Origin of the sequence: Micromonospora sp. NPDC050417 (assembly GCF_044458865.1) — a bacterium.
Taxonomy (GTDB): Bacteria; Actinomycetota; Actinomycetes; order Mycobacteriales; family Micromonosporaceae; genus Micromonospora_G.
Genome location: NZ_JBITIH010000014.1, coordinates 1 through 20091, shown reverse-complemented (window position 1 = coordinate 20091; position 20091 = coordinate 1). Strand labels below are relative to the sequence as shown.

The 20091-nt window shown below is 67.8% G+C and carries 17 protein-coding genes and 2 pseudogenes; 6 read left to right on the top strand and 13 right to left on the bottom strand.

The window, feature by feature from the left end; genetic code table 11:
• Positions 1-265 precede the first annotated feature (265 nt).
• Genes ACIBF5_RS18940 through ACIBF5_RS18930 form a run of 3 tightly spaced genes read left to right on the top strand, consistent with a single transcriptional unit; the run spans position 266 to position 3123 of the window.
• Complete coding sequence (locus tag ACIBF5_RS18940) at positions 266-1171, top strand: ParA family protein (RefSeq protein ID WP_396813261.1); 906 nt, start codon at positions 266-268, stop codon at positions 1169-1171.
• Positions 1168-1689 (top strand): hypothetical protein, encoded by a 522-nt coding sequence (locus ACIBF5_RS18935; protein WP_396813259.1) that lies wholly within the window; start codon positions 1168-1170, stop codon positions 1687-1689. The genes ACIBF5_RS18940 and ACIBF5_RS18935 overlap by 4 nt, the downstream gene beginning before the upstream one ends.
• 39 nt (positions 1690-1728) lie before the next feature.
• Positions 1729-3123: a hypothetical protein gene (locus ACIBF5_RS18930; RefSeq protein ID WP_396813257.1), complete on the top strand. Its 1395-nt coding sequence runs from the start codon at positions 1729-1731 to the stop codon at positions 3121-3123.
• A 44-nt stretch (positions 3124-3167) separates the two neighbouring features.
• Here ACIBF5_RS18930 and ACIBF5_RS18925 read toward each other — a convergent pair whose 3' ends face one another.
• The gene (locus ACIBF5_RS18925; protein ID WP_396813255.1) at positions 3168-3911 is read right to left on the bottom strand and encodes a neutral zinc metallopeptidase; all 744 of its coding nucleotides are present in this window, start codon (positions 3909-3911) and stop codon (positions 3168-3170) included.
• Positions 3912-4081: 170 nt separating this feature from the next.
• Positions 4082-5539, bottom strand: coding sequence for an MFS transporter (locus tag ACIBF5_RS18920; RefSeq protein WP_396813253.1), 1458 nt, complete (start codon positions 5537-5539; stop codon positions 4082-4084).
• A gap of 218 nt (positions 5540-5757) precedes the next feature.
• Between ACIBF5_RS18920 and ACIBF5_RS18915 the strand changes: the two genes are divergently transcribed.
• A complete protein-coding gene (locus tag ACIBF5_RS18915) occupies positions 5758-6339 on the top strand; it encodes a TetR/AcrR family transcriptional regulator (RefSeq protein ID WP_396813251.1) in 582 nt (193 codons plus the stop codon).
• 1 nt (position 6340) lies between these two features.
• Here the strand turns inward: ACIBF5_RS18915 and ACIBF5_RS18910 are convergent, their stop codons facing one another.
• On the bottom strand, positions 6341-7060 hold the full coding sequence (locus ACIBF5_RS18910; protein WP_396813249.1) for a histidine phosphatase family protein: 720 nt from the start codon (positions 7058-7060) through the stop codon (positions 6341-6343).
• Between the two features lie 210 nt (positions 7061-7270).
• On the bottom strand, positions 7271-9232 hold the full coding sequence (locus ACIBF5_RS18905; protein WP_396813247.1) for an Hsp70 family protein: 1962 nt from the start codon (positions 9230-9232) through the stop codon (positions 7271-7273).
• Positions 9233-9421: 189 nt separating this feature from the next.
• Here ACIBF5_RS18905 and ACIBF5_RS18900 point away from each other — a divergent pair, with 189 nt between their 5' ends.
• Positions 9422-9682, top strand: a complete 261-nt coding sequence (locus tag ACIBF5_RS18900) for a hypothetical protein (RefSeq protein ID WP_396813245.1) — start codon at positions 9422-9424, stop codon at positions 9680-9682.
• Between the two features lie 126 nt (positions 9683-9808).
• Here ACIBF5_RS18900 and ACIBF5_RS18895 read toward each other — a convergent pair whose 3' ends face one another.
• From ACIBF5_RS18895 to ACIBF5_RS18855, 9 genes and pseudogenes are all read right to left on the bottom strand, one after another.
• Positions 9809-10528: an SDR family NAD(P)-dependent oxidoreductase gene (locus ACIBF5_RS18895; protein WP_396813243.1), complete on the bottom strand. Its 720-nt coding sequence runs from the start codon at positions 10526-10528 to the stop codon at positions 9809-9811.
• A gap of 133 nt (positions 10529-10661) precedes the next feature.
• Positions 10662-11282, bottom strand: coding sequence for an NAD(P)H:quinone oxidoreductase (gene wrbA / locus ACIBF5_RS18890; RefSeq protein WP_396813241.1), 621 nt, complete (start codon positions 11280-11282; stop codon positions 10662-10664).
• Positions 11283-11644: 362 nt separating this feature from the next.
• On the bottom strand, positions 11645-12097 hold the full coding sequence (locus ACIBF5_RS18885) for a MarR family winged helix-turn-helix transcriptional regulator (RefSeq protein ID WP_396813239.1): 453 nt from the start codon (positions 12095-12097) through the stop codon (positions 11645-11647).
• A gap of 63 nt (positions 12098-12160) precedes the next feature.
• Positions 12161-12310: pseudogene (locus ACIBF5_RS18880) on the bottom strand (SAM-dependent methyltransferase); the annotation flags it as partial.
• 343 nt (positions 12311-12653) lie between these two features.
• Positions 12654-12989 carry a transposase gene (locus tag ACIBF5_RS18875; protein ID WP_396813236.1) on the bottom strand — a complete coding sequence of 112 codons (336 nt, stop codon included), beginning with the start codon at positions 12987-12989 and terminating at the stop codon, positions 12654-12656.
• 11 nt (positions 12990-13000) lie between these two features.
• Positions 13001-13648, bottom strand: coding sequence for an IS3 family transposase (locus ACIBF5_RS18870; RefSeq protein WP_396813591.1), 648 nt, complete (start codon positions 13646-13648; stop codon positions 13001-13003).
• Between the two features lie 63 nt (positions 13649-13711).
• Positions 13712-13837, bottom strand: a pseudogene (locus tag ACIBF5_RS18865) (IS5/IS1182 family transposase); the annotation flags it as partial.
• A 140-nt stretch (positions 13838-13977) separates the two neighbouring features.
• Positions 13978-14427 carry a hypothetical protein gene (locus tag ACIBF5_RS18860; protein WP_396813234.1) on the bottom strand — a complete coding sequence of 150 codons (450 nt, stop codon included), beginning with the start codon at positions 14425-14427 and terminating at the stop codon, positions 13978-13980.
• A gap of 54 nt (positions 14428-14481) precedes the next feature.
• Positions 14482-18669, bottom strand: coding sequence for a polymorphic toxin-type HINT domain-containing protein (locus ACIBF5_RS18855; protein ID WP_396813232.1), 4188 nt, complete (start codon positions 18667-18669; stop codon positions 14482-14484).
• A gap of 1023 nt (positions 18670-19692) precedes the next feature.
• Between ACIBF5_RS18855 and ACIBF5_RS18850 the strand changes: the two genes are divergently transcribed.
• On the top strand, positions 19693-20091 hold a 399-nt coding region (locus tag ACIBF5_RS18850), incomplete at its 3' end, for a transposase (RefSeq protein WP_396813589.1).

Genomic DNA, 20091 nt, shown 5'->3' with positions numbered 1-20091 from the left:
AGATGTGGCAGATCCCTCAGCGGACCAGCACTGCTTGTTGATCTTCATTGAAGCCGCAGTGGCCAGCGAGGGCCCGCAGATAGTCATCAATCGGACAACCATGGCGGACTATACCATTCAACAATTTATGCCCCCTTGCCATGCCCTGACAGTCGGATAGTTGACGACACTCGGGGCACGCCATTCACGCGTACTGCAGTAGCGTCCTCAGGCAGTCCTTCTGAGCCGCGATTCTCGGAGGTTCCTTGTGCCCATCGTTTCCGTGATGAATTACAAGGGTGGCGTAGGCAAGACAACCCTCACCGCGAACCTCGGTGCGGAGATTGCCAATACCGGCCGACGCGTCCTATTACTGGATCTTGACCCACAGGCCAACTTGACCTTTTCCTTCTACACGGTCGAAGAGTGGCAGTCCGAACTGCGCGAGACCCGAACCATCAAACGCTGGTACGACGGCGAGCAGCCGGGCCGCGAGGTGGCCCTAACCGATCTTGTCGTTACCCCGCCACGGGTCAACGCGGCCCTGGGCAACGGAGGCCGCCTAGACCTCATCCCGTCGCATCTTGGCCTGATCAACATCGACCTCGAACTCGCGGCCCAACTCGGAGGAACCACTCTCGCTGGTTCGAAGCGAAAGTTCCTACAGGTACACGGCTGTCTCGCCGCGGCGCTGCACGCCCCCGCATTCGCCGACTACGACCTCATCCTCATCGACTGCGCCCCCAACTTCGGATTGGTCACCAAGACCGCGATCGTGGCAAGCGGCCATGTCCTGATCCCGGCCCGGGCGGACTACCTGTCCACTCTCGGCATCGGCTACATGGTCGGCAGTTGTGAACATCTCCGGGACGAGTACAACGCGTATGTCGGTCATGACTCCGGACTTGAGAACACTCCCCCTACCATTGATCCCAACATCCTTGGTGTGGTATTCACGATGATCCAAACCTACGCCGGCCACCCGATCGCCATCCAGCACAACGCGATCGAACAGGTACGGGCGAACGCCGAGGCGCCGGTGTTGGGCGGGATGATCCGAAACAGCCCACGGGTCTTCGGCGAGGCTGGCGCAGCCGGCATCCCAGCGATACTTCGGGTTCCGAAGGACGACGAGATCGCCATCGAGTTCCGCATCCTGGTTGACGAGTTCCTCGGAGCGCTGGGGAGATGAGCAACGCGACCCTACTTGCCCAGGTGACACAGCGATGGGCAGAGTTCGTCGTCCAACTAAGCGACCACGACCTCGTAGCGCTCGCCGAGGGCGATCTCACGCTGTCGATCATTCGCCCGTCCCTCGGCTCGGCGTCGAACTTCGGTCACCCCCACGCGACAACCGCCGCACCACCCCGAGTATCCCCCTCGACGGAGACGTCATCGCCACTTAAGGCAGTTGCGCCGAGGCGACCGGCAGGATCCGCCGCACCTCGTCACCGGCCGACGCCGGCGGCGGCCTCGCGGCCCACTTCGGCCGACGCCGAAAAAATAGCCATACACCTACGGCAAGTCGAAACCGAAACCGAGGGCGCCGATTACCTCAACAACATCAGGCCCGGCAACGACCTGCTGCGGGAGATTGGATCCGTTCTCGGACTCAAGCTGGGTCGACTTCGCAAGGAGGAACTCGTACGTCGCGTGCTGGACCAGGCGATCGGCGCACGACGGAAGTTTGCCGGCCTGCGCGACTGGTGATCGGAACCCCTCTCAATGACCGTCAGCCAACGCGTATCCATGCCGGAGCCACTGATGCCAGCCCAACTTTCCCCTGCCCGAACGCGGCGCACGGCCTACCTGTTCGAGGGTCGCCGAGTACGGCTCGCCGACATCATCGCCGCAGGGCTGATCAAGCCCGACACCGTACTGCGATTCGACCGCCCACGGGTCGGGGAAGTACACCGAGCCCGCGTCACGGAGAACGGCTGGGTACGCCTGGACGACGGGCAGGAGTTTCGGTCACCTTCCCGAGCGGCAGCCGTCGCCGCAGGAATACGAGCAGTCGACGGATGGTTCGCGTGGCGGGTCGACTCCTCACAACGCTCGCTTGACTCGTACCGCCAGGAACTACTTGAGCAGGCGGCAGCCGAACCCGCAGGCCGTGAGGAGGTCAGTGCCGAGGAGGCGCTTGTCGCCAGGATCCACGACCAGTTGCGGGAATGGCGTACCCGCGCCGATGCCCGGAACCCTGAACGGATCAGGGTTCGGGAACTCTTGTCGCTCTGGGGGGCGCGTGACCGCGGCGACCACATCTCCCGGATCGAGGCGGATCTGGCGAACCATGGGCTGGCTACATTCCCCAGCTTCCGCACGGTGACGCTCGACGCGACAGTTGATGTCGTGAGCGAGGCCGTGGAGGAAGAGGAAGCGACAACGCCGGCCACCTCACCTACGCTCGACGAAACGGACGAGGTCGACGTGGGGTTCACCGTCGGTAATCTCCCGTCAGCGCTGGACGGCGTGATGTCGGTGCCACCGACAGCGAGCTTCGAGATGGCGATCACCGCGATGCTACTCAACGACTTCTCCCAGCTCGCGGTGATGGTGGGAACACACTCGCTGCGTGGTGCGGTGACATGGCAGTCGATCGCGCAGGCTCAACATCGCAACGCTGCCGCCAGTTTCAGCGAGGCGATCGTACCGGCACCAGAAGTCCGCTACGACCAAGAGTTGACCGAGATCCTGCCGACCCTGGAAAAGTCCGACTTCGTTTTTGTTCGCGATGCCAAGAACGCGGTCTCCGGCATCGTCACCACAGCTGACGTTGCTCACGAATACGGCCGGCTCTCCACACCGTTCCTACGGATCGGAGAGCTCGACCGAATGCTCCGCCGAGTGCTGGCCCGGACATTCGAACTGACAGACGTCATCGCTCTCTGCGACCCCAGTGGACGGCGCGGAATCAGCTCCTTCGACGATCTTTCGATGGGCGACTACCAGCGCGTACTGGAGCATCCGGAAAGCTGGGCAAAGCTGTGCTGGCCCCTGGATCGCGCAACCTTCGTCGAGCGCCTGCGGGAGATCCGAGAGATTCGCAATGACGTCATGCACTTCAATCCGGATCCCCTACCCACGGACACTGTCGCGAAACTGGGCAACATTCTGCGCCTGCTCCGCCACTACCACGATTGATCGCTGCCGCGAAGGGGACCTTGTCCAGGGCCAGCCTCGTGTCTCTAGGTGAGGTCGCAGGCGGCGAAGGAGCGGTCGTAGCCGCGGAAGAACGAGTCGATCCGTTGCTCGGCGGTGCCGTGCGACCCTTCCGCGAACCATGGCTGGTCCGGGTCGTCTCCGACGGCCACCAGACCGGCGCGGAACTCGTCGAGGTCGCCGTCCTGCAGGTCGAGCTGCCTGCTCTGCACCGAGTCACCGAGGTAGGCGCCGGCCATGCAGTCGGCTTGCAGCTCGGCCTGGATGGTGAACTGGTGCCGGATGCCGAGCCGCGCCTGGATCGCGTGCGCGTACTCGTGGCCGAGCAGGAAGAAGATGAACGCGTCCCCGATCTGCCGGAAGGCGGCGACCGCCCAGTTCACGTCGTAGGCGATGAAGTCACCGGCGGGGCAGTAGACCGCGTTGTTACGGGGGATCTCCTGTTGGCCGCAGGCGATCTCGCCGGCGCGGGAGTAGGTGAGGACCCGGCCGACCGCCTCGAACCGCTGCCCCGACTCGGTGAAACGCTCCTGCCAGTACTGCTCGGCGAGGCGGACGGCACCGGCGATGTCACGCTCGAACTCCTCGACGCTCATGGTCCCGTCGACCGGCTCACCGGAGGTGCCGGACGGGGCGGCCGAACCAGGCCCGGATCGCTCGCCCGGCTGGGCGCCCGGCGTACCCATGCAGCCGAGTGTCACCGCGAGCGCGACGACCAGGCCGACCACCGCCGCCGCGCGCCTGGACCGGTACGTGGTCTCTACCGTCATCGCGGCCTCCTCGGCGATCGTGCCGCCCGTCGAACGGCGGTGCGTCAATGATTGCCGTTCGACGGGCCGGTCGCCACGGTCCACGAACGACGGACACCGGGGCGCGCGTCGGATGGTGGGCGTCCGCCCGGCCGGGCGACCAGGTGGGCCGCCCGGCGGGGTTCGGTCGCTCACCTGGTGGCGACACCTACCGGGGTCGAGGAGGCCACCGGGGTCGGTGTCACGACGTCGGCCGCCGGCCCGGACGTCCGACGCACGGTCGGTACGAGCAGCGCCGCAGCGACGGCCGCCACCGAGAGCCCGGCGAGCATCGCGAAGCCGTGGCTGTAACCGGCCTCCCGGGGCAGGCCACTGGACTGGAGGTTGGCGGTGACGATGCTGCTCATCAGGGCGGCCCCGATCGCGCCGCCGATGGTGCGGATGTTGGCGTTCATCCCGACGGCGGCACCGGTGTGGTGGGCCGGCACACTCTTCACGATCAGGTTCGTCATGGCCGAGTAGGCCAGCCCGATACCCAGGCCGAAGACGGCCGCTGCGGCACCGAGCTGCCAGCGGGCGTCGTGTGCCACGACAAGCCCCGCGCAGGCCAGCACGCTGAAGGCCGAACCGGTGATAAGCTGCGCCTTCGCGCTGAACATCGGTTCGATCCGGCCGCTGACCAGTCCTGCGGCGAACATGGTGACCAGCATCGGCAGCATCAGCAGGCCGGCTTCGGTGACGCTCGCGCCGAACCCGTACCCGGCCGTGGCGGGGGTCTGGGTGAACTGCGGGAGGAAACCGTAGAGGGCGAACATCGCCCCGCCGAAGAGCAGCGCGACCAGGTTGGTGGCCCATACCGCAGGCAGTCTCATCATCCGCATGTCGATGAGCGGGTTCGCTGAGCGGATCTCGGTGGCGACCCAGCCAACGAAGATCACGACGGCCGCCGCCAGCAGACCGATCACCTTGGTCGACTGCCAGCCCCACTTCGGCGCCTCGCTGACCGCGAGCAGGAGCGCGACGAGCCACCCTGACATGAGTACGGTGGCGAGCCAGCTGATCCGGCCCCGGTTGCGTACCGGCGACTCGGGGACGAACCGGTGTGCCGCGAGCGCCGTCAGTCCGACGATCAGCAGCGGAATCCAGAACAGCCATCGGTAGCCGAGCAGGCCCACGATCGGTCCGGCGAGTACGACGCCGAGGCCGCCGCCGACCGCGATGATGGCCGACATCGTGCCGATCGCGGAGGACATCCGGGCCGGCGGGAACTCGTCCCGGATGATGCCGAACGAGAGTGGGAACACGGCGCCGCCGATGCCCTGGATGAGCCGGGCGATGATCAGCACACCGATGTTGGGTGCGATCGCGGCCAGCAGGCAGCCGACTGCGAGTCCCACCAGGACGAGAACCAGCACGCGCTCCTTGCCGATCATGTCGCCGACCCGGCCGAGGATCGGTGTGAAGATCGCCGCAGAGAGCAGGTAGGCGGTCAGCACCCAGGTCACGGTGCTCTGGGAGGTGTGCAGGTCGTGCTGGATCGTGGAGAGCACGGGGCTGATCAACGACTGCATCATCGCGAAGAAGCCGGCGCCGGCGCCGAGCACGGCGAAGGTCACCTGTGGGGACGTACGTCTGGTGGTCGATGCCACGAGGACTTCCTTAGGGGGACTAGCTGGAATGGTTGCCAGTGGCCCGCCCGGCAACTGGTCGTCCGGCCAGTGGTCAGCGAGCTAACTGCCTGCTCCGTCCCGTTCCGACGGGAGGTAGCATATGCGGAGGGATCCCTCCGAACAACAAGAGGAGGGGTGCCTCCAGAAAGCTAGCGGAGGGTTGCCTCCGGTTGCAACGGAAGTGGGGAGAACACGCTGTGACGAACGCCATACCGGCATCCGGCACCCTCTCCACCCGACCGAAGCGCGCCGACGCGCGGCGGAACTACGACAAGCTGGTGGCGACGGCCCGCACCGCCTTCGGCGAAGACGGCGTATCGACCTCACTGGAGGACATCGCCCGCCGGGCCGAGGTCGGCATCGGCACCCTCTACCGGCACTTCCCCACCCGCCGAGACCTCTTCGAGGCCGTCTACATCGACGAGGTCGAAGCACTCTCCCGCTCGGCCGCCGACCTGGCTGGCGAGCCGCCCTGGGACGCGCTCGTCGGCTGGCTGCGCCGCCTCGTGGAGTACATCGGCACGAAACGGGCATTGGCGGAGGAGCTGATACACGACTCCGAGATCTTCCGGCGCTGCCGGGACGAGGTGTACGCCGCCGGCCAACCGCTGCTCGCACGCGCCCAGACCGCCGGCGTCGTCCGGCCCGACACCAACATCGACGACGTGATGCGACTGGTCAGCGGAATCACCCTGGTCAAGGTGACCGAACCAGCGCAACTGGAACGGGTGCTCAACCTGGCACTCGACGGACTACGCCCACAGGCCCCGAGAAGCTGAGTCACTCCCCCGGCAGGTGCACGACCCTGTTGTACTTCGCGAGCACGAGTCGTCCCGTTTCGCCCGTCCACCGGGTGACCGAGGCGTTCGCCACCGGTCCCGCCCGTACGACCGTCTCCAACTCCGCCAAGGACAGGCCCTCGACCAGCTGACGCAGCATCAGCACCACCGAATCGTGGGCGACCAGCAGCACCCGGGCCCCGGCGTGATCGCGCCGTACGTCGTCGAGCAGTGCGCCGAGGCGGGCCGCCACATCCAGCAACGACTCACCGCCGCGCGGCCGGTAGTGAAACTCGTCCGTCGCGCTGCGGCGGGCCACCTCGCCCGGAAAACGGGCGGCGATCGCGGCCCGGGTGAGCAGTTCCAGTTCGCCCGTCACGCGGTCACGCAACCGCTCGTCGATCGAGGGTTCCGGCAGGTCCGGGATCCCCTCCACCCGCGCGGCCCGCACCGCCAGTCGCCAGCTCTGCACGGCCCGCCGGTACGGCGAACAGATCACCACCTGCGGTCGCCGGTCCTCGGGAAGCGCACCGAAGTGCTGCCCGAGGGCGACCGCCTGCGCCTCGCCGAGTGGTGAGAGCGCGATGTCGGCGTCGCGACCGGTGACACCACTGTCGGTGCTCCCCGCCGCGTCGGCGATCGCGAACGCCGCGTTCGCCGTGCTCTGCCCGTGCCGGACCACCGTCAGCTCGGCGACCTCGGTCGCTGATCCGGGTGCCACGTCCACGGCTCTTTCTCCCCGTCTCGTACGGTCAGGCGCGCGTGGCCCTCACCGGCTCAACGGTTGCGGCGGCGGCGGGACATCGCCCACCACACCCCGGCCAGCGTCGCAACGAACAGCGGCAGAAGGCAGACGACCGACAGGATCAGCACGTGCCACGGTTTGATCGCACCCATTCGAGGCACCTTACAGAGATCCGCCAGCAGACAGTTACCCGTTTCCGCCCGACGCCGCCACACTCGGCGCCGGTGTCGGCGGTCCGCTGATCCGTACCGCCTCGTCCGAGAAGTTGCCCTGCTCGCTGTAGGAGATCAGGCGATCCCCCGAACAGCGATAGGTCGTCGGTTCGAGGAAGAACGTCAACGGCGCGGTAGCGTTGATCTTGCCGTTGCGGCGCAATGTGCCGACCGCGTCGGACTTGGTGATGTTGCCGGTGATCTTCCCGTTCTCGGCGTAGTACGTGCCGGATGCCTTGCCCCGGTCCACCTCGGACCAGGTGACACCGCGCAGGGTGCCGACCCTCGGTTCCATCTTGCTGTAGTCGACGGAGGAGGTGCCGTCGGCCCGATAGGTCTCCACCACCCCGGCACCACCGACGTACTGCACCTGAATGTCGTCGACATAGCCGATCACCCGGCTGCTGGTGATCCGCCAGGTGCCGAGCAGGCACGGGTCGATACCGGGTGGGTAGCTGGGCGATGGGGTCGGGGCCGGGGTCGGTGACAGACTCGGCGACGGTCCCGGCGCCGATGCCCGGGGTTCGTCGCCGCCGGGGGACACCACGACGAACACCATCGCGACCAGGGCCAGGACCGCTCCTCCCGCTGCCACGCTCAGTGCGATCCGCCCGGCCCGTACTCGGGCCTCCCCGCCGGCCCGGACCCAGCGCGACGGAGACAGCCGCCTACTGGTCCGCGTCGTGAGTCCGACATCGTCGGCACTGCTGGGGGTCAGCTCGGCGAACCGTTCCCGGTGCTGGGCCACGGCGCCCACCTCCACCGTGTCCCCGAGCGTTACCGGCGTGTTGTCGACCGCTGCCCCGGCGCCGACGGACCCGGTCGCCGTGGCATCGGTCGTCGCCAACACGGCGGTGGACGTCGCGGTGGCCCGCAGGCAACCCTCGGCGACCGCCAGCTCCGGCTGCTCGACGGTGACCGGGGCGAAGCCGAACGCCCGGTGCAGATGGGTGACCACCGCCGGCATCCGACTCGACCCACCCGCCAAAAAGATCGCGTCGAGCGCGGTCGCACCGACACCGGCCAGTTCCAGCACCTCACGTACGGCCGCGACGGTCCGATCCAGGATCGGTGCGGCGAGCCCGTCGAGTTCCTGGCGCCCCAGCGGCACCACGATGTCGAGCAGAGGCAGATAGACCTGGGTGGTGGTGGCGCGGGACAGCATCTCCTTCGCCGCCCGGACATTCGCCCACAACTGCTGCCGGGCCCGCCGATCCGTCGCGGTCACCGGTGCGTCCAGCCGCCCCCACACCACCGCATCCGGCACCGCCGCCGCGAGGTGCGCCACGATCGCGGCGTCCAGATCCAAACCACCGCAGTCGGGCAGCCCCCGGGACGCGACCACCGCGAACCCGTCCCCGGTACGCCGCACCACCGCCGCGTCGAACGTACCGGCGCCGAAGTCGTAGACCACCGCGGTTCCGCCGTCCGGAATCGCATGACCGGCGCTGTCCACGAACGCGTGCGCGGCGGCGACCGGCTCCTCGACCAACCGGGTCCCCGGCGGCGCGGCGGCAAGCAACGTGGCCCGGCGGGCGCTCCCCCACCCGGCCGGGCAGGTCACCACCACCTCAAGAGCCCGCTCCGGCAGGTCGCCGGTGACGTTCGCCGCCTCCAGCAGCACCCGGTCCAGGACAGCCCCGAACAACCGCGACACGGCCAACTCCGTATCGCCGAGCAGCACCGTACCCTCGTCGACCCGCTGTTTCGGATGCGGTTCGAAGGCCGCCGGCCGGGCCATCGCCGTGTGCAGGGCATCCCGGCCGACCAGGATCCGTCCGGTGGGGTCCAGGCAGATCGCCGACGGCAGCAACGGCGATCCGTCGAAGAGCAACGAGCGCGGCGTACGCCCCGGCACGGAGACCATCGCCACAGTGGTGGACGTACCAAAATCGATGCCCAGTCGGGCTGGTCCAACCTCGTCAACGGCGGGCACGCGTACAAGGTATCGAACAGGTTCCCACCCGTTCGCCCCCTTCGACGACGCCCGGCTGTCTGTCGTACCCGTCTGGCATCGTCGTCGCGTGACCGCTGCCAAGGCCGGCGGCAACCGGCCCTGGCGGCAGGACGCCGGCCCGGAGCATCGCGCTCCGGGCCGGCGAAAGCCGGATTGGAGGCGGTGACCGTGCCGGACACCCCCTATGAGCTGGACATCGCGGAGGTGTTCGCGGTCACCGGTCGCCCTGTGATCGTCAACGGACCAGCCGCCGGCCGAGGGCTGCTCCGCGATGGACAGCGGGTGGAGGTGCTGCGGAACGGTGGTGTCGTCGCGACCGCCCGGGCATTCGTCGAGTTCCACGCTCGCCCCGGGACGACCTCTCTCGTCCTGCTCGGTCTGGCCACAGCCGACGTACGCCCAGGTGACGTCGTACGCGCCGAGCCGTGACCAGCGCGGGGCCTGACCCTCGACCTGCTGCGGGATCCGCCGAACCGGCCTCGGCTCCGGCGTCGCGAGCGCCGTCCACGCTGTTGCGGATGGCGCTCGCGACGAGGTTTCTCGGGGGTTACGGGCTCAGCGGGCGAGCCCACCGTCGGCCATGATGGTCTGGCCGGTGAGGAAGCTGGCATCATCGCTGGTGAGGAACGCAACGGTGCCGACCAGGTCGTCCGGCTGGCCGTTGCGCTTGATTGCCTGAGCCTCGGCGACCGCCGCGAGAACCTCCTTCGGGTGAACCTGCAGGACGCCTGGCGTGATGGTGAGGGTGGGGCCGACCGCGTTGACGGTGATGCCGAACGGGGCGAGGTCGTTGGCCAGACCCCGGGTGAAACCGATGTTGCCCATCTTGCTCGCCATGTAGTGCGACAGGCCGGGGCTCGTGGTGACGATCGAGTTGGAGGTCAGGTTCACGATGCGACCCCAACCTCCCTCCTTCATCACCGGCAGTACGGCCTTGACCATGAGGAACTGCGAATCGAGGTTGACCGCGATGACGCGTCGCCACATGTCGTAGTCGAGTTCGTCGATGTCGCGGAACGGAAAGATGCCGGCGTTGTTGACCAGGATGTCGACCCGGCCGAAACGGCGCGCGACCTCTGCTCCGACCCCTGCCGTCTGTCCGGGGTCGGACACGTCGGCGGTGAGGCCGACGGCCACACCGCCGCTCTTCTCCAGCAACGCAAGCGTTTCGTCAGGACTGTCGAGATCAACCGCGACGACCGTTGCGCCGCGCTCGCCGAGGTGGCGGGCGATGGCCTGGCCGATGCCACGGCCGGCGCCGGTGACAACAGCCACGCGTCCTTCGTGTGTCTGAGGGAATGACATGGTCTGCAACTCCTCTGGATCAAAAATTCGATGCTGGTCTCTGTCGGCGTGCTCACGGCACGGCGCGCGAGACCCCTCCCCGGGCGACGCCGCCCGGAAGTTCTCAGGCGCGACGGCCCGCCTTCAACGCCCTCGTGACGTTCGCGACGCGCTTGCCCTGGTAGGTGCCGGCGGCGCGGGCGGTGTCGTCGACCGGGATCTCCCCCTGCCCGCCACTCACGTGCGCGGTTCCGTAGGGGTTTCCGTCCACGAACTTGATGGGGTCGGTGAAACCGGGAGGCACCACGATTCCGCCGAAGTGGTAGACGGCGTTGTAGAGGGCCAGCAGGGTGGACTCCTGGCCACCGTGCAGTTGGGATGTGGCGGTGAAGCCGCTGTACACCTTGTCGGCCAGGAGGCCCTGCATCCACAGGCCCCCGAGCGTGTCCAGGAACTGCTTGAGCTGGCTGGCGACGTTGCCGAACCGGGTGGGGGAACCGAATACGACGGCATCGGCCCAGAAGACGTCCTCCGGCGTGGCGAGCGCGATGTGTTCGGTCGCAGCCGCGTGGGTTGCCCAGGGCTGACTGCTCGCGACCACCTCCCTGGGCGCAAGCTCGGCCACGCGCAGCAGTCGCACATCCGCCCCGGCAGCGGAGGCACCGGCAGCGACAGCCTCGGCGAGTTGGTGCACCGTGCCGGTGGAGGAGTAGTAGATAACGGCCAGCTTGACGTCGTCAGCCACGGCTAATCCTTTTCTGTACGAAATACCCAAATCTGGCGCTGGGCGTCGGGAATTGAGGCGCCGAGCGCAACGAGCACCTCGGCGCCACAGGGGGCGACGGGTTCGGCACGCACTCGGGGTGGGGTTCCAGAAAACTGCTTGCTCAAGCAACATATCTCGCGGACCCGTTTCGGTGACAAGTCCGGCCCGGGTGCCCAACATCACTTGACTTGACCGCTCCCGTGGAGCGACACTCGCCGGCTGCCGGCACGGGCTCCGTGAGGCGGTGCGTCACCAGGCCGAGTGGGCCTCATCGATCTTCAGAGGCATGAACGGGTACGACAACCTGTGTGCCGACACCGCACTGGCGGAGCTAGGAACAGCTACTCACCGAGGTGGTTGACAACACCTTCGAGCTGGTCCGCGAGAGGTGAGATCAAGTCATCGCCCACGTGATCCATCACGCGCCTGCGGGCACTGCTCAGAAGGAACGGGTACGCGGCCTCCAGGCGTCCGAACCCCTCGGCCGTCAAGCAGGCCACGCTCCCCCGCGCGTCCTCAGCGGGCCGCCGTTTCCGCACCCAGCCACGCTTTGTCAATGCGTCCACCACCCGGGAGATGCGGCTGACCGACAGCGCCGAAAGGGAGGCCAGGTCGGTCACCCTCAGCTCGCGGTCCGCAGCCTCGGAGAGATGCATCAGTACCACGTACTCGGACAGCGTCAGCCCGGTCGACCTCACCAGGTCATCGTCCAGCGCTTTCGGCAACATGACCATCACCCGCTGCAGTGCACGCCAGAAGCGCTCTTCTTCTGGATCCAGAGGGACGTCGGCCACCTAGGCAGACTAGCCTGTCTACCGGAAGCCGCACCGACAACTCTGGCGTCCCCGCTCGGACCCTTACGGCTTGCGTCCGACGACGCAGTACTGGTCGATGATGCCCGGCGGCGTAGAGGGGTCCGGCTTCCACTCGTTGACCGAGACCACACCGGGCTCGACCAACTCAAGCCCCTCGAACAGGTCAGCGATCCGTTCGGACCGTCGGCGGTGAAGTCGCGTTTGACGAGATCATCGTGCACTGGCGGCCCCGGCCTACCGCCCTTGCCCCGCCGCCGCTTGCGGCTGAACGCGCTGAACCAGCCCATGCCGGAGCAGATCCTCCAGGCGGTGCACTCGGCCATCGGTCGCCCAGCCGCGCGGGCCTCGTCGGCCAGGAACCGATAGCCGAACTCCGGGTCGTCACGATGTGCGTCGAACAACGCGTCCGTCCGGTATGCCTCGGCCAGTTCGGCGTCGGTGACCGGGTGGGCAAGCCACCGGTAGTAGGGCTGTCGAGCGATGTTCAAGACCCGGCACGTCACCGCGACGGGGATCCCGCCGGCGGCGAGCTCGTTCACGAGCGGGTAAAGCCTTTTCCCGGCAGATTCGCCTGCGACAGATACGCCGCGGCCCGACGCAGGACTTCGTTCTCCCGCTCCAGCAACTTGATCCGCTTGCGCGCTTCGCGCAGCTCAACCGACTCGCCGCCGCTGACACGAGACTTGGTCTCCGCGTCGATGTCAGCGTGACGCAGCCACTTGAACAACGTCATCGGATGAACCCCGAAGTCCCTGGCGATCTGCTCGACCGTCACGCCTGGATCCCGATCACGGGCCACCCGCACGACGTCATCACGGAACTCACGAGGGCAGGGCTTGGGCGCAGCAACATCCTTCCAGCCCGCCTCCACGGCAAGCCAACTCAGATGTCACCTATCGGTGCAGCAGACCCCACCGCCGTCGGCGTTTGGTGCTTCGGACGGGGCCGTCGGCGGTTGGGCAGGCCTTTGATCCCGGCTCGACGCATCAACATCTCGACGGTGTTGTGACCGATGAGGATGCCGTGGCCGAGCCGGAGTTCGGCGTGAACCCGCGGGGCGCCGTAGACGCCGCGGGAAGTGGCGTGTATCTGACCGATCCGTTCAGTGAGCCAGGCCTGCCGCAATACTCGCGCGGAGGGTGGTCGGTTGCGCCAGGCGTAGTAGCCGGACACGGAGACGTTCAGCACCCGGCAGCAGACGTCGACCGGGAAACCCTCAGAGGCCATCGCCTTGATGGTCGCGTACCGGTCTTTTGGGGGCACCGCCTCCTTGAGTAGTTCGGCCGCGCGGCAGTGGACCGCCAGTTCGGTCTCCAACTCGGCGATACGACGCCGTGCGGCGACCAGTTCGGCGTGGTCTTTGGACGTCGTCCCGGGTAGCTGCCCGGTGTCAATCAGTTCCTGACGGCGCCAGGTGTAGATGGTCTGGTCGCTGATCTGAAGATCACGAACCAGATCAGCCACCGACCGGCCGGCCTTGAGTAGATCCAGAACCTTGCGACGGAACTCGGGTGGGTAACTCCTCGGCACGCTTGTCTCCAACGAGCGAAACGCACGAAAGTCAACCGAAGCGACTCCACCGAACCCGGGGAACATCAGCTGTCGTTTCTCCCACTTCGGCGGACGACCCGTCATCGACGCGGCAGGCAGCAGCGGAGCCAGAACCACCCACTGCCTGTCGGTCAGGTCATGCCGCCTCGTCACCGCTACGCTGGGCACGAGGTCTCCGGTATGAAGTTCTTGCTTGGTCGCAGAACCAGATACCGGAGACCTCTTCAGTTGTCAATCATCGCCACGCCATGCCCTCGCCGCCGCCGGCCTGACTTACGAAACACGCCTTAGCGGGGCCCGGTTCTTGTTCATCGTCGGCTCAGTCCGAGCGTCTTCGGGTAGTCCTCAATTCCGTGCAGGGCGTCAACGTGCTCCCGGGCCGCCCGTAGTGCTCCGTCGATGTCGAGGTTGTCGGACCGACGTTCGTACAGCACGTACGACCCGGGGCCGTATTCGCCAATCGACTGGTCGAGGTGAGCCTCGACGAATGACTCGACCCGTGCGTCCGTCGGGGACAACCAGAGCAACAGCCGAGCATAGAAGACGTTGCCCACCCCCGGTCCGAGGTCGACCTCCAACGAGCTTCGGATCTCCGCGCAGTACGCGTCGTCGGTCCTGCTCGTTTCCAGGTAGGGGCGATGCGTGGCCTCGCCACCGAAGTCGTAGTCAAGCCATATTCGAATGCCGTACTCGCCGAGGTCGAAATGGCAAGCGTGCAGCGTGGCGAGAAGCGCCACCGCTGCTTCTTGACCCGACACTATGCTCTCCTCTGGTGTCCCACCGACCGGATCTGAAATGTGTCGCCCGGAGGCCTACTCCATTTTGAGCATATAGACCACCCAGCGACCCTTGTGTCCGGCCGTCTTCGGCGCCTTTCTCACCACGACCGTGACCTCGAAGGCGTCCCTGATGTCGCCGTTGGCGAACGCGATCTTGCCTACCGCAGCTGGGAAGACCTTCGTGAACTCCCTGTCCGTACCGACGGGGATCTTGTCGTTGGCGCTCCACGTCGTGATGGACTTCAGGTAGGGCTCCAGCACGGCGTCGATGGTCGCCTGGGCAATATCTTCCTTAAGGCTCGACGCCCGGCCCTTCGCCTTCGGGTCGTTCTTTGCCCGCTCGAGGAGGTCCTCGTCGGACTTGCCGATGTGGTCCTTGGGGTGGGCGCCGTAGATACCGTTGTCGACGTCGACCTTGCCGCAGTTGTGTACCAGTACGGGGGTCTCACCGGCGAACACGTAGTACGTGCGCAGGTCGTACACCGAGATGTTGTGCACGGTGGCCTGCTCGGTGCGGGTCGAGATGGCCTCGACCTCGACCTCGTTCCCCTCCGCGGTCAGCAGTGCCTGGCCCGGCGCCAGTTCGTCCGCGTCGGTCCAGGCGCCGGAATCCGGCGTCCAGAACGGATGGTTGTGGGTCGCGGTGATGGTCCCAGTGGCGTCACCGGCGTTGCCGTCGAGGTCGACGGTGATCTCGACGAGCGCCCGGATGCCCGAGCCGGTGATGGTCGCGGTGATCTTCCGAGGGGCGCTGATCCGGGCCTTCGGGTCGGTGGAGAGGACAGCGTCGCCCGTGGTCAGTTTCTCGATTGGTTTGCGGGTGCCGTCGGCGAGCAGCACCAGGGTACCCGGGGCGAAGCTGTTGTCGCCCGTTTTGCACTTGCTCGCCAGTTCCTCGAATATCCGTTTGACACCACGGAACTTGTCCCCGAGCTTGACGCTGGCGGTGCCCCAGCCCAGGATGGGGACCACGCTGCCCGCGGAGAGCAGGCCGCCGACCCAGTCACCCCTGGCGAACGCCACGCCTGCGGCGACCCCGTCGCACGCCTCACCGACGGCCGGGGCGAGGCCGCAGAGCGTCAGGACAAGCTCGATGACGTCCAGCATGAGTTCGGCGTTGTCCTTCACGAACTCCTGGATGTCGCCCAGCATCGTGCAGCCCGAACTGTTCTTGAAAGCCGGGGAGTTGCACTTGGCCGGGCGGATCATCGCGTCCGCGAAGTTCGCGTACACCTTGCCGCACTCCATGGTCAACTGCGGCTCCGGGACAAAGCAGCCCCAGGTCATGTGTTCCTCGTACGCGGTCTTGGTGCCGTCACTGCCGCTACCCGGGGTGGTGCTGCGCTGGGCCTCCTCCCACTCCTTCAGCTTGGTGTTGTAGATCCGCTCCGCGTCCTTGGCGGCCATGTCGGCGGCGACGGCATCCGCCCCGGCCTCCTTGGCTGCCTGCCGGGCGTCCTGCGCGGCCCGGGCCGCGCCGGCCGCGTCCTTGCGTGCCCGCTGTGAGGCGGCGGTGGCGGTAGCCGCCGACCGCGCTGCCGCGTTCGCGCTGGCCTGCGCCGAGTTGGCCGCGTTGCGGGCGGTGGTGGCCGACTGGGCGGCCTGGTCTGCCGATGCCTTGGCGTCGAGTGCGGACGCGTATGCCTCGTTGGCGAAGGTCTGCGCCCGGCCGGCCGAGGTCTGCGCCTCGTCGGCGTAGGCCGCTGCCCTGGCGGCGTCTCCGGCGGCCTGGGCCGCGACCCGGTTCGCCTCGGCGGCGTCGGCGAGAGCGGCCTGCCCGTACTGCTGGGCCTGCTGGATGAGCGCCTGGACCGTTTTGACGTGCGCGGCCTGCTCGGCATCCCGCTTGGCGGCCTGGTAGCGGCTGGCGGTGAGGAAGTAGGAGACGTAGGAGGCCGGACCGGCGAGGGCAACCTGCCCGGCGGCCTTGACCTCGGGACCGCCGGCCTCCAACACCCGGTAGACCTCGAGCCGGTCGTCCGCCGTCCTGGCCGGGTACTGACCGCTGCGCAGGAACGTGTGCGCGTCAAGGGAGCTACCCGCCAGGGCTCGCTCGGCCGCCGACCGCAGGGACGGCCCGGCCGTCTCGATGAGCGAGTAAATCGCCTGCCGGTCCTTCGCGTACTTGCCGGCATGGGCACGGGTACGGAGGAACTGCTGCACCGCCGTGTCGTCCCCGGCCAGTGCGGCCTGCGCGGCGGTCTTCTCGTTCCCGACGGGCAGGCTGTCGATCAAGTGCCAGACCCGGGCGCGGTCGTCCTGCCCGACGGCCATCCGTCGTCCCTCGGCCAGCCACGACCGCAGCTCGACCTCGTCACCGGCGAGGGCCTCCTGGGCTGCGGTCCGAGTCCAGTCACTGCTGCTCTGGGCGAGCACGGCGGCCGCCCTGCGTCCCCGGTCGAGCACTACCTGGGCCGACGCTCCCGGCGCGGTGGCCTCGCTGATCAACTGGCGGGTGGCCGGGTCCACCCGGTCCTCCTCGGCGGTGTCCCACAGCAGCTTGCGATTCCACGCCGCCACCGCACCCGCGTCCGCGTTGAGCTTCTGATCCGCCGCCACGGCCTCCTGCGCGGCCAGCACACCCTGCTCGGTCGCCTCCGTCAGCCGGTCCTGGTCCTCCTGGCGGGCCAGTTGCTCCAACGCCACGGCCTGCTTGGCCGCCTCGATCGCGACGTTCGCCGCGGTCACCGCCGCCGCCGCGTGTTTCGCGGACTCCTCTGCGGCCTTCGCCGCGTCACCCGCGGCCGCGGCCGCCGCCTCCGCCGCGGTCGCCGCGGCCTCCGCGTGCTGTGCCGCCTGTGCCGCGTACGTGAACGCCTTGTCCGACTCCCGGGCCGCCCGCTCCGCCAACACGTACGCGCGATCCGCCGCTCGCGATGCGGCTGCGGCCTGACTCGCGGCCCGAGCCGCCGCATCCCGCGCCCGCTGGGCCTGTGCGCCCGACACTCCGGCCTGACCGCTGGCGTCGCTTGCCGCCCGTGCCGCCGCGTCGGCGTTCGCGCTCGCGCCCTTCGCTGCCGTGGAGGCCGCCTTCGCCTGCGCCAACGCCAGATCCCGCTGCGCCTTGACCTGGTCCAGCTCCCGTGCACGGGCCGCCGCGTTTCGGGCCTCCTGCGCCGCGACCCGTGCCGCTGCGGCCTTGCCCGCATCCGTGCGTGCGTCCGCTGCGGCCCGTTGCGCGCGCGATGCTGCCTGTGCCGTCAGCGACGCCGCCGTCGTTGCCTTCCGGGCCGCGTCCGCGGCCACCCGGGCGGCCCGCATCGCCGCGTTCGAGGCACCGATCGCATCCCGGGCCGCGTCCGCCGCACCATCCGCCGCGTCGGCTGCTCGCGCTGCCGCAGCCGACGCCTTCTGGGCCGCGCCGCCGGCTGCGGCCGTCTCCGCTGCGGCCGTCTCCGCCGCATTCTTTGCCTCCTCGGCGGCGTTCGCCGCCCGGATCGACGCCTCCGTCGCCGCCAACGACTCGCGCGCCGTTGCCTCGCTCGCCTGCTTGGCCTGCTCGGTCAGACTGCGGATCGACGCCAGCTCCTGGTCCCGCGCCCGCGCCACGAACTGACCCGACTCCAGGAACTCCCGCAACTGCTCCGCCGGGCCTGCCAACGCCTCCTGCGCCGCCGCATTCAGGGCCGGTCCGCTGTTGTTCGGTGCGTCGGTCAGCATCCGGGTCGCCGCCAACCGGTCGTCGGCCATCTGGGCGGCGTCCCGATCCTCGGCCAGGAACTCCGTCAACTGCGTCGGGGTGCCGGCGAGGGCCCGCTCGGCCGCCGACCGCAGGGTCGGACCGCCCGATTCCACCAGCCGGTACGCCCGTATCCGCTCGTCCGACGCCCACGCCGACTGCCAACCGCCCTCAACGAAGGCGGCAACCTCGTCCGGTGTGCCGTTCAGGGCCTGGAGGGCTCCCGCTCGCGTCGCCGGACCGTCCATTCCGGCCAGTACGTGGGCGGCGGCCCGTGCGTCGGCGATCAGCGCCTCGTCGACGCCGGACTCGACGAAGGTCTTGACGTCCTCCTCGGTGCCGAGGAGTGCGGCTTCCGCCGCCCGTCGTACCGAGGGACCGCCGTCGACCATGTAGTAGACGGCCGTACGTCGGGACAGCAGCGGGTCGTACGCCGGAATCTCATAGTCGTCCTCAGCGAGGGCCGGCATCGCGGGCTGGATGAGACCAGCGACCAGCACCACGATGATCACGGCGGCGATCCGCCGTATCCAGGCGGACACGGACGTTCGTGAGGAAAAGCGGGCGGAGCGTCTTACCTTCACTGTCACAGCATCCTCCGTGGACGGCAAAATGGGCAGACGGATGACGTCTATGGGCGGTTACATGGCTGCACAAGGGGCAGTCGTCGACGTGGTCGGGGTGACGTCAGGTGCTCGTCCGGGAGGCTCGTGACAAGTGGCGGAACGATTCCGCCGATGCCGATGGTCGTCGGCCGAAACGACCTTTCCGATCAGTAGCAATTCGACACTGCCCGCCGTTCTGTGCGGCATGACCATGCCGAGTCGGGACACGGTGGCCGTACCGCCCAGTGGGCGTGGTGGTGCCCTGGGAGGGGCTCAGGAGTCGGACATGCAAAACCCAACCAGCGACGGCAGTGCGCCCGCGGGATCCCACGGAAGGTTCTTCATTCCGTACCTGCGGCCTCATTGCCGCGACCACTGCCCGGGCCGCTGCGAGTACATCTCTTCGGAATTGAGGTCAGATGCTGCAAGCAAATAAACGCAGCATCGATCGACCACATGTCACAGCTACCCCCGTATGAGCGAGACAAGGCTTGTAGACCGTACCGACCGAACTGGACGCGCACAAGACCAAGTTATGTGGGCCCAGCTCCGGACCACGGCGCCCGCCGGGACCGGCCCGACGTACGACGCGAGGCGTCGACGCTGGGCTCGGCCGACGAGGCGGGGCGGCTCTACCGCCCGTTACCTTTTCGAAAAGTTCCCAGTTGGGGACTGATCGGTCGCCCGGCCCGGTATGACTGTGAGGCTTGATCGGGTTGGCCGGTTCATGATCGGCTGATGGCCGGCAGCGGCGGGGGTGACTCTCGGTATGACTGGCTTCGTGCCTTTAGTAAGACTTGTCCGCCCGCTGCTGTCGGCACCGGCCCGGCCGGAGACGATGGCCTGATTAGGAGCCTGACCGCCAGATTACGGCTGGCGTGTCCCATCACAGTCCTGCCTTCTCCGCACCGGACCGGGACCTGCAAGCGTCCCTCCGGGCAAGGAGAAGAACGCGTGTCCATGCTGGCAGACATCGCCGAGGTCGTCATTGGCGTCGACACTCACAAAGACACCCACACTGCAGCGCTGATTGATTCCCGCACCGGTGCCGTTCTGGACAGAGCCACCGTCAACGCTGATCCAGCCGGATACGCCGCTTTGACCGTGCTGGCTGACCAGCATTCAGGATTGCGGGCCTGGGCGTTGGAAGGGTCCGGCGGCTACGGCGCCGGCCTGGCACGGCATCTCGCTGCCGCCGGTGAGATGGTCGTTGAACTGGACCGGCCTCAGCGACCTGCCCGTCGTGGCGGCGCGAAGTCGGATCTGATGTTCCCCGGGTTCGGTGGAGTCGGTTTGGTTGACTTTCGTGCGTTTCGCTCGTTGAGGAGAGACGTGCCGAGGAGTTATCCACCCGAATTC

Coding starts and splice junctions, on each gene's coding strand:
- ACIBF5_RS18935 (WP_396813259.1), top strand. CDS start 1,168: ATGAGCAACGCGACCCTACTTGCCCAGGTGACACAGCGATGGGCAGAG.
- ACIBF5_RS18925 (WP_396813255.1), bottom strand. CDS start 3,911: ATGACGGTAGAGACCACGTACCGGTCCAGGCGCGCGGCGGCGGTGGTC.
- ACIBF5_RS18940 (WP_396813261.1), top strand. CDS start 266: ATGAATTACAAGGGTGGCGTAGGCAAGACAACCCTCACCGCGAACCTC.
- ACIBF5_RS18930 (WP_396813257.1), top strand. CDS start 1,729: ATGCCGGAGCCACTGATGCCAGCCCAACTTTCCCCTGCCCGAACGCGG.